The sequence below is a fragment of the Micromonospora sp. RTBAU3-60 genome (assembly GCF_054963695.1).
The window spans coordinates 374,740-389,283 of the sequence record NZ_JBUEGB010000001.1; the positions used below are offsets into that span (position 1 = coordinate 374,740).

General features: G+C 74.0%; 16 protein-coding genes. 9 read left to right on the forward strand and 7 right to left on the reverse strand.

What is annotated here, in order from left to right; translation table 11 throughout:
* Positions 1–35 precede the first annotated feature (35 nt).
* The 6 genes from ACY34I_RS01425 to ACY34I_RS01450 all read left to right on the forward strand — a co-directional run bounded on the left by ACY34I_RS01425 (position 36) and on the right by ACY34I_RS01450 (position 7,001).
* Positions 36–2,318, forward strand: coding sequence for a glycosyltransferase (locus ACY34I_RS01425; protein WP_462751668.1), 2,283 nt, complete (start codon positions 36–38; stop codon positions 2,316–2,318).
* Complete coding sequence (locus ACY34I_RS01430) at positions 2,315–3,133, forward strand: polysaccharide deacetylase family protein (protein ID WP_462751670.1); 819 nt, start codon at positions 2,315–2,317, stop codon at positions 3,131–3,133. Before ACY34I_RS01425 ends, ACY34I_RS01430 begins: the two co-directional genes overlap by 4 nt.
* Before the next feature lie 40 nt (positions 3,134–3,173).
* A complete protein-coding gene (locus tag ACY34I_RS01435) occupies positions 3,174–4,517 on the forward strand; it encodes a lipopolysaccharide biosynthesis protein (RefSeq protein ID WP_462751672.1) in 1,344 nt (447 codons plus the stop codon).
* A complete protein-coding gene (locus tag ACY34I_RS01440; protein WP_462751674.1) occupies positions 4,514–6,352 on the forward strand; it encodes a hypothetical protein in 1,839 nt (612 codons plus the stop codon). The genes ACY34I_RS01435 and ACY34I_RS01440 overlap by 4 nt, the downstream gene beginning before the upstream one ends.
* A 101-nt stretch (positions 6,353–6,453) precedes the next feature.
* Complete coding sequence (locus tag ACY34I_RS01445) at positions 6,454–6,792, forward strand: hypothetical protein (RefSeq protein WP_462751676.1); 339 nt, start codon at positions 6,454–6,456, stop codon at positions 6,790–6,792.
* A complete protein-coding gene (locus ACY34I_RS01450; protein WP_148798165.1) occupies positions 6,789–7,001 on the forward strand; it encodes a hypothetical protein in 213 nt (70 codons plus the stop codon). The genes ACY34I_RS01445 and ACY34I_RS01450 overlap by 4 nt, the downstream gene beginning before the upstream one ends.
* On the opposite strand, the gene ACY34I_RS01455 is transcribed toward ACY34I_RS01450, so the two are convergent.
* Positions 6,986–8,029: an NAD(P)/FAD-dependent oxidoreductase gene (locus tag ACY34I_RS01455; RefSeq protein WP_462751678.1), complete on the reverse strand. Its 1,044-nt coding sequence runs from the start codon at positions 8,027–8,029 to the stop codon at positions 6,986–6,988. The two genes, ACY34I_RS01450 and ACY34I_RS01455, sit on opposite strands and share 16 nt — an antisense overlap.
* An 80-nt stretch (positions 8,030–8,109) precedes the next feature.
* On the opposite strand from ACY34I_RS01455, the gene ACY34I_RS01460 reads away from it, so the two are divergent.
* Entirely contained in the window at positions 8,110–8,727 is a 618-nt protein-coding gene (locus tag ACY34I_RS01460) for a helix-turn-helix domain-containing protein (RefSeq protein WP_462751680.1), read from the forward strand.
* A 10-nt stretch (positions 8,728–8,737) separates the two neighbouring features.
* Here the strand turns inward: ACY34I_RS01460 and ACY34I_RS01465 are convergent, their stop codons facing one another.
* The 6 genes from ACY34I_RS01465 to ACY34I_RS01490 form a co-directional block, all read right to left on the reverse strand.
* The gene (locus tag ACY34I_RS01465; RefSeq protein ID WP_462751682.1) at positions 8,738–9,406 is read right to left on the reverse strand and encodes a hypothetical protein; all 669 of its coding nucleotides are present in this window, start codon (positions 9,404–9,406) and stop codon (positions 8,738–8,740) included.
* The gene (locus tag ACY34I_RS01470; protein WP_462751684.1) at positions 9,403–10,869 is read right to left on the reverse strand and encodes a hypothetical protein; all 1,467 of its coding nucleotides are present in this window, start codon (positions 10,867–10,869) and stop codon (positions 9,403–9,405) included. Before ACY34I_RS01470 ends, ACY34I_RS01465 begins: the two co-directional genes overlap by 4 nt.
* On the reverse strand, positions 10,866–11,612 hold the full coding sequence (locus tag ACY34I_RS01475; protein ID WP_462751686.1) for an ATP-binding cassette domain-containing protein: 747 nt from the start codon (positions 11,610–11,612) through the stop codon (positions 10,866–10,868). The genes ACY34I_RS01470 and ACY34I_RS01475 overlap by 4 nt, the downstream gene beginning before the upstream one ends.
* Complete coding sequence (locus tag ACY34I_RS01480) at positions 11,609–12,337, reverse strand: hypothetical protein (protein ID WP_462751688.1); 729 nt, start codon at positions 12,335–12,337, stop codon at positions 11,609–11,611. Before ACY34I_RS01480 ends, ACY34I_RS01475 begins: the two co-directional genes overlap by 4 nt.
* Positions 12,334–12,888, reverse strand: coding sequence for an RNA polymerase sigma factor (locus ACY34I_RS01485; protein WP_462751690.1), 555 nt, complete (start codon positions 12,886–12,888; stop codon positions 12,334–12,336). The genes ACY34I_RS01480 and ACY34I_RS01485 overlap by 4 nt, the downstream gene beginning before the upstream one ends.
* A 201-nt stretch (positions 12,889–13,089) precedes the next feature.
* Positions 13,090–13,401, reverse strand: a complete 312-nt coding sequence (locus tag ACY34I_RS01490; RefSeq protein WP_462751692.1) for a DUF6959 family protein — start codon at positions 13,399–13,401, stop codon at positions 13,090–13,092.
* 63 nt (positions 13,402–13,464) lie between these two features.
* Between ACY34I_RS01490 and ACY34I_RS01495 the strand changes: the two genes are divergently transcribed.
* Both ACY34I_RS01495 and ACY34I_RS01500 read left to right on the forward strand, forming a co-directional pair.
* Positions 13,465–14,181 carry a methyltransferase gene (locus tag ACY34I_RS01495; protein WP_462751694.1) on the forward strand — a complete coding sequence of 239 codons (717 nt, stop codon included), beginning with the start codon at positions 13,465–13,467 and terminating at the stop codon, positions 14,179–14,181.
* Positions 14,175–14,519 carry a DUF952 domain-containing protein gene (locus ACY34I_RS01500; RefSeq protein ID WP_462751696.1) on the forward strand — a complete coding sequence of 115 codons (345 nt, stop codon included), beginning with the start codon at positions 14,175–14,177 and terminating at the stop codon, positions 14,517–14,519. Before ACY34I_RS01495 ends, ACY34I_RS01500 begins: the two co-directional genes overlap by 7 nt.
* Positions 14,520–14,544: the final 25 nt, after the last annotated feature.

The window sequence follows — 14,544 nt, forward strand, 5'->3', positions numbered from 1 at the left end:
ATCAGGCGCCGGCCGGGCCCGGCCCGACCCCGACCGTGACCGTGACCGTGGTCGTCTGCGTCTACACCGAGCGGCGGTGGCCACAGATCGTCCGGGCGGTCCGCTCCGTGCTCACGCAGGACGCACCGGCGGCACAGGTCGTCGTGGTCGTCGACCACAACCTGGCGCTGCTGGAGCGGGTACGGGCCACGTTCCCCGAGCTGACCGTCGTGCCGAGCACCGGCCGGCGGGGCCTCTCGGCGGCCCGCAACACCGGGCTGGCCCAAGCAACCAGCGAGATCGTGGCCTTCCTCGACGACGACGCCGAGGCGGAGCCCGACTGGCTGGCCCGGCTGCTGCCGCACTACCGGGACGAGCGGGTGCTCGCCGTCGGCGGCCACGCCGTACCGGCCTGGGAGGAGGAACGGCCGCGCTGGCTGCCCCCCGAGTTCGACTGGGTGGTCGGGTGCAGCTTCACCGGCCAGCCCACGGAGGTCGCCCCCGTCCGAAACGTCATCGGCTGCAACATGTCCTTCCGCCGGTCGGTCCTGGATCGCACCACCGGCTTCGACCCGGCGCTCGGTCGGGTCGGCCGGACGCCGGTCGGCTGCGAGGAGACGGAACTCTGCATCCGGATCCGGCAGCTCGAACCGGACGGCGTGGTGCTCTACGAGCCTGCGGCCCTGGTCCGGCACCGGGTGACCGTCGACCGGGCGACCTGGCGCTACTTCCGGCAGCGCTGCTTCTCCGAGGGGCGGTCCAAGGCGGTCGTCGCCCGGCTGGTCGGCAGCGACGCCGGGCTCGCCACGGAGCGCACCTACACCCGCCGTACCCTGCCCGCCGGGATACGCCGCGGCCTGCGCCAGGTCCGTGCCGGCGACCGCGCCGGGGTGCTGCGCTCCGGCGCGATCGTCGCCGGGCTGCTGGTGACCGCCGCGGGCTACCTCTCGGCCCTGGCCCTGCGCGCCTCTCAGGCGGTCGGCGAGCCGGTGCCCCGGCGGCGGGTGGATCCGGCGCCGGTACGGGTGCTCACCGTCGAGCTCGCCGAGGGGGTGCCCGACATCCCCGACACGGGCGGGCCGGAGGGCGTCCGGTACGGCGCGGCGCAGGTCCTGGTCCGGCTGCACGGGGAGCCGCTCGGGCTGGTCGACGTCGCGCTGCCGGCCGGCGGGCTGACCGCGCCGGCGCTCACCGCCGCGATCCGGGACCACCTCGCCACGGCGATCGACACGCACCTGCGGCACGACGGCCTGCCCGCGCTCGACGCCCGCCCGGACGGGGAGACCGACGACGCCGGGACGGCACCCTTCGCCGAGGCGGCCGCTCCCGCCGGGTCGTGTCCGTCCCGCCGACCGGCGGCGCACGCCCCGTTCGTCAGCGTGGTCGTGCCCACGTGTGGACGCACGCCGCTCTTCGAGTCCACCCTCGACACGCTCGCCGCGCTCGACTACCCCGACTTCGAGATCGTCGTCGTGGACAACGCGCCGCAGGTCACCGATACGGCGCGGATCGTCGCCAGTCGCTCCGCCGCCGATCCCCGGCTCCGCTACACGAGTGAACCGCGACCCGGCGTCGCGCAGGCCCGCAACCGAGGGCTGGCCGAGGCGCGGGGCGAGATCGTGGCCTTCGCCGACGACGACCTCATCCTCGACCAGGGGTGGCTGCGCAGCCTCGTCGAGGGCTTCATCGACGAGAACGTGGCCGGGGTGACCGGTCAGATCCTCGCCCGGGAACTCGACACACCGGCGCAGATCTGGCTGGAGCAGTACGGCGGTTACGGCAAGGGCTGCCAGCGGCGGAGGTTCGACCGGTCCGGGGTCGCCGCGATCGAGGCGGGGGGCGCACGTCGGGTCGACCTGCCACCGCGGTCGCTCCACCCGTACCTGCCCGGGTCGTACGGCTCCGGCGCCAACATGGCCTTCCGCACCGACGCGCTGCGCCGGCTGGGCGGCTTCGATCCGCGGCTGCGCAGCGGAGAGGACATCGACCTGCTGCTGCGTACGGTCCTCGCCGGGCACGCACTGACCTACGAGCCGGGGGCCATCGCCTGGCACACGCACCGACGTGAGCTGCGGGCGCTGCGACGGACCATGTACCAGTACGGGGTCGGCCTCGGCACCGTACTGACGAAATGCCTGGCGAGCGACCCGACCGCCCGACGCGAGCTGCTGCGGCGGCTGCCCCGCGGCATCGCCTACGCCCTGGCACCCGGGTCGGCGAAGAACAACCGGAAGCAGCAGGGCTATCCCGCCTCGCTGACCGCCCTCGAGCTGTGCGGACTGGCGCTCGGGCCGGTCCACTACGCCGCCGCGGCCCGAGCTGGAAGGAGCCGCAGGTGAACCGTTCACCGAAGACGGTCGTCCCCGTCCTCTGCTACCACAGCATCGGCGACGTGCCCCGCGACAACACGCTGCGCTGGTCGGTGTCGCCGGGCGACTTCGACGAGCAGCTGGCGCTGATCCGGGAGTGCGGGCGCACGCCGATGACGGTGAGCGGCTACGCGGCCGTCCTGCGCGGGCTGGCCCCGCTGCCGCCGCGACCCGTGCTGATCACCTTCGACGACGGATTCCCCGACCTCGCCGAGATCGCACTGCCGGTGCTGCGCCGGCACCGGCTCACCGCTACCGCGTACGTCATCGCCGCGCGGGTGGGCACGGCGCCGTCACCGGACCGGGACCCGTCACTCGACTGGGACCAACTCCGTGAGCTGCACGCGCACGGGGTGGAGATCGGGTCGCACAGCCGGAGCCACCGCGCCCTCGACTGTCTACGCCAGACCGAGCTGCACCAGGAGGCGGCGGGAAGCCGACGGTTGCTGGAGGACGGGATGGGGACGCCGATCCGGTCGTTCGCCTATCCGTACGGCTACCACAGCCTCGCCGTGCGGAGCGCGGTACGGGCCGCCGGCTACTCCTCCGCCTGCGGAGTCAAGAACGCGCTGAGCCACCCGAACGATGACGTCTTCGCCATCGCCCGGGTGCTGATCGAACGGGACACCGGCGTCCCCGGGATCGGGGCTCTGCTCGACGGCACCGGTTGGCCGCTGGCCTGGCGCGGCGAGCGGTTGCGCACCCGAGGCTGGCGCGCGTACCGGCGGGCCCGCCACCTCGTTGCGCACAGCGCACCGCCGTGGCCGAGCCAGCCGACCTCGTGATGCCAGGGAGAGCACCAGCGACCGGAGGAGGGGTGACCGGGTGAGCACCCAACATGCGGGGACCGCGGACGCACCGGTCGACCGCTCCGCTCCCGGCGTCGACGCCGTTGCCGAGCCGATCGGCGTACGGCTGCGCCAGCACCTGCGCGACCCGCTGAACAGCAACGTCTACGCGTTGATGCTCAACACGGCGGTGAGCTCGCTGCTCGGCATCGCGTACTGGGCGCTCGCCGCCCGCCTCTACTCGCCGGCCGAGCTCGGCGTCGGGGCGGCGATGGTGTCCACGATGACGTTTCTGAGCAACCTCGCCCAGCTCAATCTGAACGGCGCCGTCGCCCGCTTCCTGCCCGCCGCGGCCGGGCAGGGCAGCCGGCTGGTCGGGTACGCCTACGTGGTCACCTGTCTCGCGGCGCTCGCCCTGAGCAGCGGTTTCCTGCTGCTCGCTCCCCTGGTCACCGACCGGCTCGATTTCCTGCACGGCACTCCCCTGCTCGCCGTGGCGTTCGCCCTCTCCGTCGCGTGCTGGTGCGTCTTCACCCTGCAGGACAGCGTGCTGACCGCCCTGCGCGGTGTCGTCTGGGTCCCCGTCGAGAACACCGCCTACGGGCTCGCCAAGATCGGGCTGCTGGTGCTGCTCGCCGGCGCCGTACCGAGCCTGGGCATCTTCATCTCGTGGAACCTGGCGGTCGTCGCGGCACTCATCCCCGTCAACGTGCTGGTCTTCCGCCGGCTGCTGCCCCGGCAGCGGGCACGCCGCGCCGAAGCGGCGCTGCCGGACCGAGGGGTGCTCGCCCGGTTCGTGGCGCTGGACTACGTCGGATACCTGTTCATGCAGGCCGGCACCAACGCCCTGCCGTTGATCGTGACCGCCCGGCTGGGCGCGGAGGCCAACGGCCTCTTCTACGTGGCGTGGCTGCTCGGCGGCTCCCTGGAGCTGGTGGCGTACCACTTCGGCACCTCGCTGACCGTGGAGGCTGCCGCCCACGAATCGCGGCTCGCGGCGTACGCGCGGCAGGTGCTGCGCCGGGGCCTGCTCCTCTTCGTCCCGGCGGTCGTCCTGCTCTGCGTGTCGGCGCCGCTGCTGCTGGCCCTGTTCGGCAGCGGTTACGCCGCCACCGGCTCGGACACCCTGCGGCTCTTCGCCGTCGCGGTGCTGCCCAAGCTGGTGCTGACCGTCTTCGTCGCGGCGGCCCGGGTGCAACGCCGGGTGGGCCGGATCATCGCCGTGCACGCGGCCACGAGCGCCCTGGTGGTGGCGCTGGCGCTGGTCGCGATGCCCGAGATCGGGGTCGTCGGGGTCGGCGTCGCGTACCTCACCGGACAGGTCGTGGTGATGGCTGCCGTCCTGCCGTCGCTGACGCGGCTGCTGCGGAGCGCCTCGTGAGCGGCCGCGCGGCCCTCCTGGCCGCCCCGACCGCAGCCGGTCGGCTCCGGAACGGCCTGCTCGCCGGCACCGACTGGGCTGCGCCCGCAGCGGCGCTCGCGCTCGGGCTCTGGGCCCTGCGACGGGGGGACGCCGCCGACATCGGGTCGCTCGGCCTGGTCACCGCGCTCCGCCCCGAGCTGTACGTCGCGCTGGCCCTGTTGACCGCGAGCTTCCTCCGCGGCGTCTTCCGCACCCGCCCGGCTTCCGACACCCTGCTCGCCGCGCACGTGGTGGTGCTCGTCATCCTGCTCTTCGGCGCGGCGCCGATCATCGAGCCACTGCCGCGTGTGATCTCGGGCTGGCTGCACGTCGGCTTCGCCGACTACATCGCCCGTACCGGGGAGACGTTGCCGGACCTGGACGCCCGCTTCAGCTGGCCCGGATTCTTCGCCCTGACGGCAATGGCGACGCGGGCGGCCGGGATGCCGGACGCCATGCCGCTGCTCGCCTGGGCGCCGGTGGGGTTCAACCTGCTCTACGGCGCCGCGCTGTTCCGGCTGGCCCGGCTGATGTCGACCGACGCGCGGGCGGCGTGGCTCGCCCTCTGGCTGTTCTTCCCGGCCAACTGGGTGGGGCAGGACTATTTCGGCCCCCAAGCGATGAACTACCTGTTCTACCTGGTCCTGCTGATGGTGCTGCTGCGCTGGTTCCGCCCGAGCGGGCACGGCGGCCCGGGCCGCGAGCGGTCGCCGTGGAGCCCGGTCGGTCTGCTGCTGCGCCTGCTCCGGCTCCCGCCGAGGCCGCTGCTGCTCGAACCGGTGGCCGATCAGGCCAGCCCGGCGTCGCTGGCCGGTCTGGTTGCGCTGGTCCTCGCGGTCTTCGCGGCCAGCACCGTGAGCCACCAGCTCACCCCGATAGCGATCGTGGTCAGCGTCGGTGCGCTGGTGCTGGTCCGCCGCTGCACGCTCCGTACGCTGCCGGTCCTGCTCGCCGTCGTGCTGATGGCCTACATCAGCTACGGCGCCGTCGCGTACTGGGCGGGGCACCTGGACGACATGTTCGGCTCCTTCGGGAATGTCGGCGGCACCATCAACGACGGGGCGGTCGAACGGGTGCGCGGCGACGCGGGGCACCAGTTGGTGGTGCTCCTGCGGGTCGTCCTCGCGGTGGCGGTCTGGGGGCTGGCGGCCATCGGCGCGTGGCGACGAATGCGCCGGGGACAGGCCGGCCTGGGGCTGCTGGCGCTCGCCGGTGCACCGTTCCTCCTGCTCGGGATGCAGAGCTACGGCGGCGAGATCTTCCTCCGGGTGTACGCCTTCGCCCTGCCGTTCATGGCGATCCTCCTGGCCGCGCTGCTGGTCCCGGTGTGGCCGGCGCGGCGTCGCGTCCCCGCGGCTCTCGCGGCGGGCGCGCTGAGCGCCGTCCTCATCGGCGCCTTCTTCGTCGCCCGATACGGCAACGACGCCTTCGAGCAGGTACGCCCGGGTGATCATCGGGCCGTGGAGTGGCTCTACGCGCACGCCCCGGCGGACGCCACGTTCGTGTCGGTGACCTCCAACGTCCCGTGGCGGGCGAAGAGCGTCGAACGGTACCAGTACCGACCCCTCGGCCAGGACCTCGGGCCGACGACGGTCCCCGCCATCGAGGCGGAGATGCGGAGCAACCCGAAGGGCGCATACCTGATCATGACGAAGGGGCAGTTCGTCTTCGCGCAGTCGTTCCTGGGCAAGCCGCGGGGCTGGGGCGAGGAACTGGAACGCCAGGTGGTCGACTCAGGACGGTTCCGGCTCGTCTACCGGAATCCCGAGGCGAGGGTCTACGTCCTGGGCGGCAGCGAAGGGGGCGGCCGATGACCCAGATCGTCAGGACCGCCATCGACGCCGATCCCGGTTCTTCCGGCCAACAGGCCTCTCCCTCGCTGCCGGACCTCCCTTCTGGTACTCCATGGCCGGCGTTGGCGACGCTCGTCGCCGGCGACGTCGTTCTCGCCCTCGTCCTCTGGGACGTGCCGGGCATCCTGCGGGCCGTCGCCGTCCTCACCTACCTCGCCGTGGCGCCGGGACTGGCCTGCGCGAGGCTGATCCGGATACCGGACGGCCTCACCCGGTTCGTCGTCGGCGTCGCGCTCAGCCTCGCCCTCGGCGTCCTGGTCGCGCAGGGGATGATCCACCTGCACCTGTGGTCGCCGCTGCTCGGGATCGTCACCCTCACCGCGATCGCGTCGCTGGCCGCCCTGATCGAGCTGGGCCGCGACATGCTGCAGCACCACCGGAGACGATGGGACGCGGAATGACTGACACCCTCCTCAGCGTGGCCCGGTCCGGGCCGGTCCAGGCGGCCGTGCTCACCCTGCTCATGGTGGCGCTCATCGCCCGGATCATGGTGCAGCTCACCGCGCGACCGGCGCGGCCGACGCTCCTCTGGACGCTCGACATGGCGGCCACCCCGCTGCTCGTCGCGTTCGTCATCGTCCTCCTGCAGCGGTTTCATGACCTGAGCTGACCGCGGTCGACGAGGCCGTGGCGGCGGTCGCCCGTCACCAGCTCACTGATCCGCGCCTCCGACACGGCCGCGAAGGGGTCCCGGTGGGCGGCCACCGCCTGCCGGGTCTCCTCGGCGACCAGGTCGGCGTTGATCTGGGCGCCCGCGCCCGCGCCGGCCGCCGCGGCAGCGCCGACCTGGGCGGCCGGGTCGGTGACGTTGCCCGCGACCCACACCCCGGGCACCTCGGTACGGCCGGTCGCGTCGGCCGGGATGTGCTCACCGACCCCCGCCGGGTGTGCCGCCGGCTGCAGCCCGAGCGCCGCCAGGAAGCCGCCGCGCGCCACCATCCGGGGCGCGACGACCACCGCGTCCCGATCGACCACCGTGCCGTCGCGGAGCCGTACGCCCACGAGGCGGTCCTCGGCGATCTCCAGGGACGCCACCTCGGCGGCCACCACCCGGATGCCGCGGGCGGCCAGTTGCTCCGCCTGCTCGTCGCCGGGCGGCGGCATGGTGTGGGTGAAGAACGTGACATCGGCGCTCCACTGACGGAACAGCAACGCCTGGTGCACCGACATCGGCCCGGTGGCCAGCACCCCGATCGCCTGGTCCTGGACCTCCCAGCCGTGGCAGTACGGGCAGTGGAGCACGTCCCGGCCCCACCGGGCGCGCAGTCCCGGCAGGTCGGGCAGCTCGTCCACCAGCCCGGTGGCCACCAGCAACCGGCGCGCCCGTACCGTCCGGCCGTCGGTCAGCGCCACCACGAACCCGTCGCCGGCGCGCGTCGCGGCGGCGACCTCGCCGGGCACCACGTGGCCGCCGTAGTCACGGACCTCCGCCCGGCCGCGCTCCAACAGCTCGGCCGGGGGCATCCCGTCGCGGGCCAGCAGCCCGTGCACCCCGTCGGCCGGGGCGTTGCGCGGGGCGCCACCGTCGATCACCACCACCGACCGGCGCGCCCGGGCCAGCATCAGCGCCCCGCTCAACCCCGCGGCGCCACCGCCGACCACCACCACGTCATAGCTCTCCCTGAGCTGCTCGGTCATCCTGACCACCTCCGAGGGCAACCATCCGGGCAGCCCGCGAAACTGGCAACCTTTGTTGCCGATCTGGCAAACTAGGGCGCATGGACCACGACCTCGACCAGGCGCTCGACGCGGTCGGCCCCCGGCTCCGCGCGCTGCGCCGGCAGCGCGACACCACCCTCGCCGAACTGTCGGCCGCCACCGGCATCTCGGTGAGCACCCTGTCCCGGCTGGAATCCGGCACCCGCCGGCCCACCCTGGAACTCCTGCTCCCCCTGGCCCGGGCCCACGACGTCACGCTCGACGAACTCGTCGGCGCCCCACCCACCGGGGACCCGCGCATCCACCTGCGCCCGGTCACCCGCCACGGCATGACCATGCTGCCGCTGACCCGCCGGGCCGGCGGCATCCAGGCGTACAAGCTGGTGATCCCGGCCGACGGCCGGCGGAGCGAACCCGACCCGCAGACCCACGAGGGCTACGAATGGCTGTACGTCCTCAACGGGCGGCTGCGGCTCGTCCTCGGCGACCACGACCTGGTGCTCTCCCCCGGCGAGGCGGCCGAGTTCGACACCCGCGTACCGCACTGGTTCGGCGCCGCCGACGCCGAACCGGTCGAGTTCCTCAGCCTGTTCGGCCGGCAGGGCGAACGCCTGCACCTCCGTGCCCGCCCCGCCGGCTCCTCGCGGTCGTCCGCATCGGGCAGCAGCGACGGGTGAACGCCCAGCTTCACGATCCGGCGACGGTGTCGCGGGCGCCGCGCACCGCAATGAGCAGCACTCCGCCGGCGAACACCAGGCCGGCGCAGATGGCGGCGCCGACATCGTGCGGTGGACGGGCCGGCCAGATCCACGGCGTGGTCAGCGCCGGCCCGTGCCACTGCGTGTAGAGCGCGTAGAGGGCGACCATGAGGTAGCCGGCCGGGCCGGCCCAGGCCAGCGGGCCGCCGAGCGCGGCGGCACACAGCAGACCGAGGCCGGTCAGCCCGGCGGTGTCGCGCAGCACCGCCAGGGTGCCGCCGGCCAGGTGCGCCCCGGTTCCGGCGGCGGCCAGCGCACCGGCTGCGGCGACGGTCAGCACCAACGCGGTGCCCAGCCGCAGGAACGGCAGCCACCGGCCGGTGGCGCGTTCCGGCTCGCCGAACGGGCTCGCGGTGGTGGCGGCGATGACCACGGCACAGCCGGTCTCGAAGATCAGCGGCAGCTGGCGTGCCCCGTACGCCGTCCAGTGCCCGTGCAGCAACGCGATCCGCAGCCCGACGGCGCAGGCCGCCACCGCGGCCAGGGCGGCCGGGACCCGACGGCTGGCAAGGTGCAGGTGTGCCAACCGCAGGCCGACCCGCGCCGCCCCGCCCGGCGGTGATCCGGACGGCAGTGTCCGTGCCCTACCCCTGCTCATGGCAGCTGCCCGAGGGTGACGTCGCCGGTCCGCAGCGCGGCCAGGTGGTCCACGAGCCAGGCGTGCCGGGCGGCGGCCGGCAGCGCCGCGAATCGCCGGGCGGCGGCCGCCGCCGGACTACCGGGCGGCAGGGTGGAGGTCCGCAGCATCCCGTCCGCGACCGCCTGCTGCGCCGGCGTGGCGCCGCGGCCGCCGCCGACGACGGCGTCCACGAGGTCGCGGCCGACCGTCGCGCGCACCTCGGCCGCGAAGTCACCGCTGGCCGTCCGACGGGCGAGGTGACTGGGCAGGACAAGGTGGAACACCGGCGGTGTGCCGCTCACCGCCGGGCCGGCTCTGCCGATGCGGACGCCGTTGCCCGGTTCCTGCCGGTAGGTCGCGGCGACCTGGCTGATCCGGGCCGGCGCGCCCGGCAGGCCGGCCACCTCGTGGAGCACCGGTTCCAGGGCGTCCACCACGGCGGGCAGATACCCCGCATAGGCGGGGTGCAGGCAGACCGGGACCGGGGTACGGCTGCAGACCGGTGAGTAGGGGATCGGATCGTCGTCGGCCGCGTCGTGCAGGGCCGGGATGGCGATCATGCCGTGCGCGTCGAGCCGGCCGGTGCCGGCGAGCCCGACGGCGGTGGCGGCCACGACCAGGCCGACAACGGCGGTGGCCGCGGCGGATCCACGCAGCCACCGCCCGCCGGCGCCGGCGGGCACGCCGAGGGCGCCCAGCAGCGCCGCGGTGAGGCCGGCGAGGAACATCACCTGGGCGATGGGAAGGTCGGGCAGGTAGGGGTAGAACGTGGCGACACCCTCGTCGGGCCCGATCTCCCAGGGACCGGCGACCAGGGGCGAGACCTGCCAGTACGAATGGTCGCCGTGGATGAACTGCGCGCTGATCTCGAACGCGAGGAACGCGGCGACCGCGGCCAGCGGTGGGGTGAACCGGCTGGGCCGCAGCGCCCCGGCGACGAACCCGAGCGCGGAGAACGCCGGCAGGCTGGCCACGCCCACCACGGCCGGCCACCACAACGGCCCACCCCAGGCGGCCTGCCGCGCGGTCACCCCGTACAGGACGCCTGCGCAGCCGAGGTAGGCCACGACCGCCCAGGAGGTGGTGGCGGCCCAGGCGGCGAGCTGGCGGAACCATCGCGGCCGGGCGGTGCCGCTCACCAGTTCGGCCATGCCGTGGCGGCCCTCGCGGGAGCCCAGCCAGGCGGCGGCGCCGACCACCGTCGGCACGAAGACCGCCAGGGCCGTGCCCTGCATGGTCATGGCGCGCAGGTTCCACATCGGCGGGTACGCCATGCTCGGACGGTAGGTGATGAACCAGAAGAGCCCGGCTATCAGCGGCAGCAGCCACGGCATTACGTTGCGGCGCAGCTCCAGCCGCAGCATCCGTCCCGCCGCCGTGAGCGGCACGCGGTGCGCCCGCATCGGCCTGGCGGGCGCCGGCACCACCGGCGCGGCGGTCACGACCGCGCCTCCGCCAACACCGCGCTGTAGCCGCGCTCCAGCGGGGCGTCGCCGGCCGCGCTGGTCCCCTCGGCGCGCCCGGCCAACTCGTCCGGGGTGCCACGGAAGACGATCCTTCCCCGGTCCATCAGGGCGACCCGGGCGCAGGCGGCCCCGACATCCTCCACCAGGTGCGTGCTGACGACCACGGTGGCGGCCTGCCCGAGGTCGCGCAGCAGGGCCCGGAACGCCACCCGCTGCTCGGGATCCAGCCCGGCGGTCGGCTCGTCCAGCAGCAGCAGCTCCGGCTCGTTGACGATCGCCTGCGCGATGCCGACCCGGCGCAGCATCCCGCCGGAGAGGGTGGCCAGCTTCGCCCTGGCCTTGTCGCCGAGGCCCACGCGCTCGACCGCCGCGGCCACCGCGTGGTGCACCCGCGCCGGCGGCATTTCCTTCAGCAGCGCGAAATACTCGACGAACTCGACGACCGTGAACCGCGGGTAGTAGCCCAGGCTCTGCGGCACATAGCCGAGGCCGCGCCGAATCTGTCTGCGCTGCCCGTACCCGCCGGGATCGCGGCCGAGCAGCCGGATCCGGCCCGAGGACGGGGGGATCACCGTGGCCATCATCCGCAACAGCGAGGTCTTGCCCGCGCCGTTCGGACCCAGCAGCCCCAACACCCCGGGGCCCGCCTCCATCGTCACCCCGGCCACGGCCTGGGTACGGCCGAACCGCCGGGTCACCTCGATGAGCTCGACGTTCATGACGTTCCTCTCGGGATCCGGGTGGCGTAGAGGACGATCACGGCGCAGCAGACGGCGAACGCCAGGTAGGGCAGCCAGAGGGCGGAATCGGTGACCGCGGCGGTGAGCCGGCCGGCGGCCACCCGCCCGGACAGGACGGTCGTCACCCAGCCGGTCAGGCCGGCCGCCACGCCCACGTTCGCCGATCGGGCGACCGTCGCGGCGGCCAGCGCCAGCGCGCACACCGCGGTCATCGGGACCAGCCAACCGATCGTGACCGCGGTGGCGGCTCCCGACGCGGCCGAGGCGGCCAGCCCGAGCGCCGTATTCAGGCCGAACACCGCCAACGCCCGGACCAGCAGTACCATTCGGTCGCTGACCGCCACGCTGCACGACAGCTCCCAGGCCGGGTCGATCCCCGGCCCGTACGCGTAGGCGATGCCCGCCGCGGCGACCGCGGGCGCGACGAGCGCCACGTACGGCGTCCCGGTCTCCCGGGTGGCCAGCATCCCGGCGAGCAGCACCACGGCGGTGGCGATCACCCACCCGAGCAGCAGCGACGGTGTGGTCACCAGCGCCCGGGCCAGCCCCGGCGAGCGGAGCAGCCGCCCGGCCAGCCGCTCCACCGGCCCGGGATGGCGGCGCCACACCTGCGCGGCCACCCCGATCCAGACCCGATCCAGGTCGACGTCGGGTTGCCCCTGGTCCACCCGGTCCTGGTCTCCGCTCACCCCGTCACCGGTCATCGCCCACCTCCCTCCGGCTCCGGCTCGTGCCGCCGCAGCGCGGCACGCATCAGCCGGCGGATCTGGTACGCACGGCTCTTCACCGTCCCCGCCGGAACACCCATCAGCTCAGCCACCTCAGCCACCGTCCGGTCCTCGACATACATCAGCCGCCAGGTCTCGCGCTGCGGGCTGCCCTCCGCGCCCAGCGCCTCGACGGCATCGGCAAGCTCCGCCCTGGACAACGCCGCGTCCGCCGGGTCGGCCGGGGAACGCCCGCCGGCAGCCCCCAGCGCGGCGAGCAGCAACTCGGGGCGCCCACGGCGACGCAGCCACAACGCGGCCTGGCGGCGCGCTATCCCCCACAGCCAGCCGCCGGCGCCCTCCGACCGGTAGCCCGCCGCGCCCCGCCAGGCCGCCAGGAAGGTCTCCTGCAACACGTCCTCGACGTCGGCGGCCGGCAGCACCGCGCGCAGCCGGGCAGCCAGCCACGGCGCGTGTCGGGAGAACAGCTCCCGCAGCGCCGTGTCGTCTCCGCCGGCAACGGCGGCGATCAACTCGTCGTTGTCCATCGCCTCTGTGTTGCGATCCGACACCGATCGGTTCACCCGGCCACCAATTTTGTTGCTGAGACCTGGCGAGGTTCGTGAGCCGGCCGCCGTACCCCTTCGTCGCCAACGGCCGCCACCGGCGTGCCCCGGCTGCGGCGACCGGAACCGGCAGGCGCGGCGCCGGTCGAGCGGCACTGGCGCTACCCAGGCCACATGCCGTGGCTACGCCGGATCGTCTGCCGGGGTCACGCCCGCCCGCGGGTCCCGGGCGTACGGCAGCCGCATCCCGGCCCGGCGCAGCGCCTCGGCGTACGTGCCCAGCACCGCCTCCATCTCGTCGCCCAGCTCCTCGGCCTCCTCCCGGGCGTCGACGAGCCGGCCGTCCTCGAACGCGGCACGCAGGCGGACCACCTGATCAGCGAGGATGGCGAACGTGTCGCCCTGCAGCATGACGCCGGGAAAGTGCCGGCCGGGCAACCTGAGCACGGCCACGTTGCCGTTGCGGGCATAGAGCTCGATCTCGACACGGTCCACCGGCCGACCGTACCGGCCGGCGCGGGGCTGCGGGGCCACGCTATGCCCTGGCAGAGTGGCCGGATGAGCGCAACGCGCACGGCCGCACAGGCCTGGGACGAGGAGTACCGGCGCGGCCGGTACCAGGACGAGCCGCCGGTCGCGTTCGTCGCCGACATCCTGGCCGCCGCCCACGGGGCGGGCGCGACCAACGGCCTCTACGTCGGCTGCGGCAACGGACGCAACCTGCTGCCGCTGGTGGACGGTGGGCTCGATCTGCTCGGCCTGGACGTCTCCGCCGAGGCGGTCCGCCAGCTCGCCGGCCGGCGACCGGACCGGGCCGGACAGCTGCACCACGGCGACCTGGACTCGCTGCCAGCCGGAGCGACCTGGCCGCTGGTGATCGGCATCCAGGTCTTCCAGCACGGCGACCGCGGGCAGGCGCACCGACAGGTCCGCGCGGCGCAGCGGCGAGTCGCCCCGGGCGGGCTGATCTGCGTACGGGTCAACGCGGTCGGCACGGACGTGTGGCCGGCGCACGAGGTGGTCGAGCGCGCCCCCGACGACGGGTTCACCGTGCGCTACACGGCGGGACCGAAGCGCGGGCTGGACATCCACTTCTTCAGCCGCGCCGAGTTGGACCAGCTCTTCGCGGGGTGGGCGCCGGTGCTTCCGGCCCGGCCGCACCGCACCGAGCGGGACACCTCCGGCACTGGGCAGTGGACGCGGTGGGAGGCGATCTGGCAGCGCCCTGCGGAGCTGGTCACCGCGTACCGCTCTGGCACTCTGGGGCGGTGCTGATCTACAAGATCCTGCTGCCCAGCGAGTGGGACGAGTTCGAAGCCGCCGGGCGCTTCGATGGCTCGTCCTTCGATCGCCGCTCCGGCTTCATCCACTGCTCCTCCCGTGAGCAGGTGGGGGCTACGGCGGTGCGAGTATTCGGACAGGACCCGGCACTAGTGGTGGTGGCCCTCGATGCGCAGGCGCTCGGTGAGGCCGTGCGCTGGGAGCCGGCACCACCCGACGGCGCTCTGTTCCCGCACGTGTATGCCGCCCTGCCGATTACCGCGGTGGCGGCGGTGTACCGGGTTGCCGGCGCGTCGTCGGTGGACGAGGCACTGACGCGAGAGCAGCCCTGACTGAATCGCGACGCCAACACCCAGC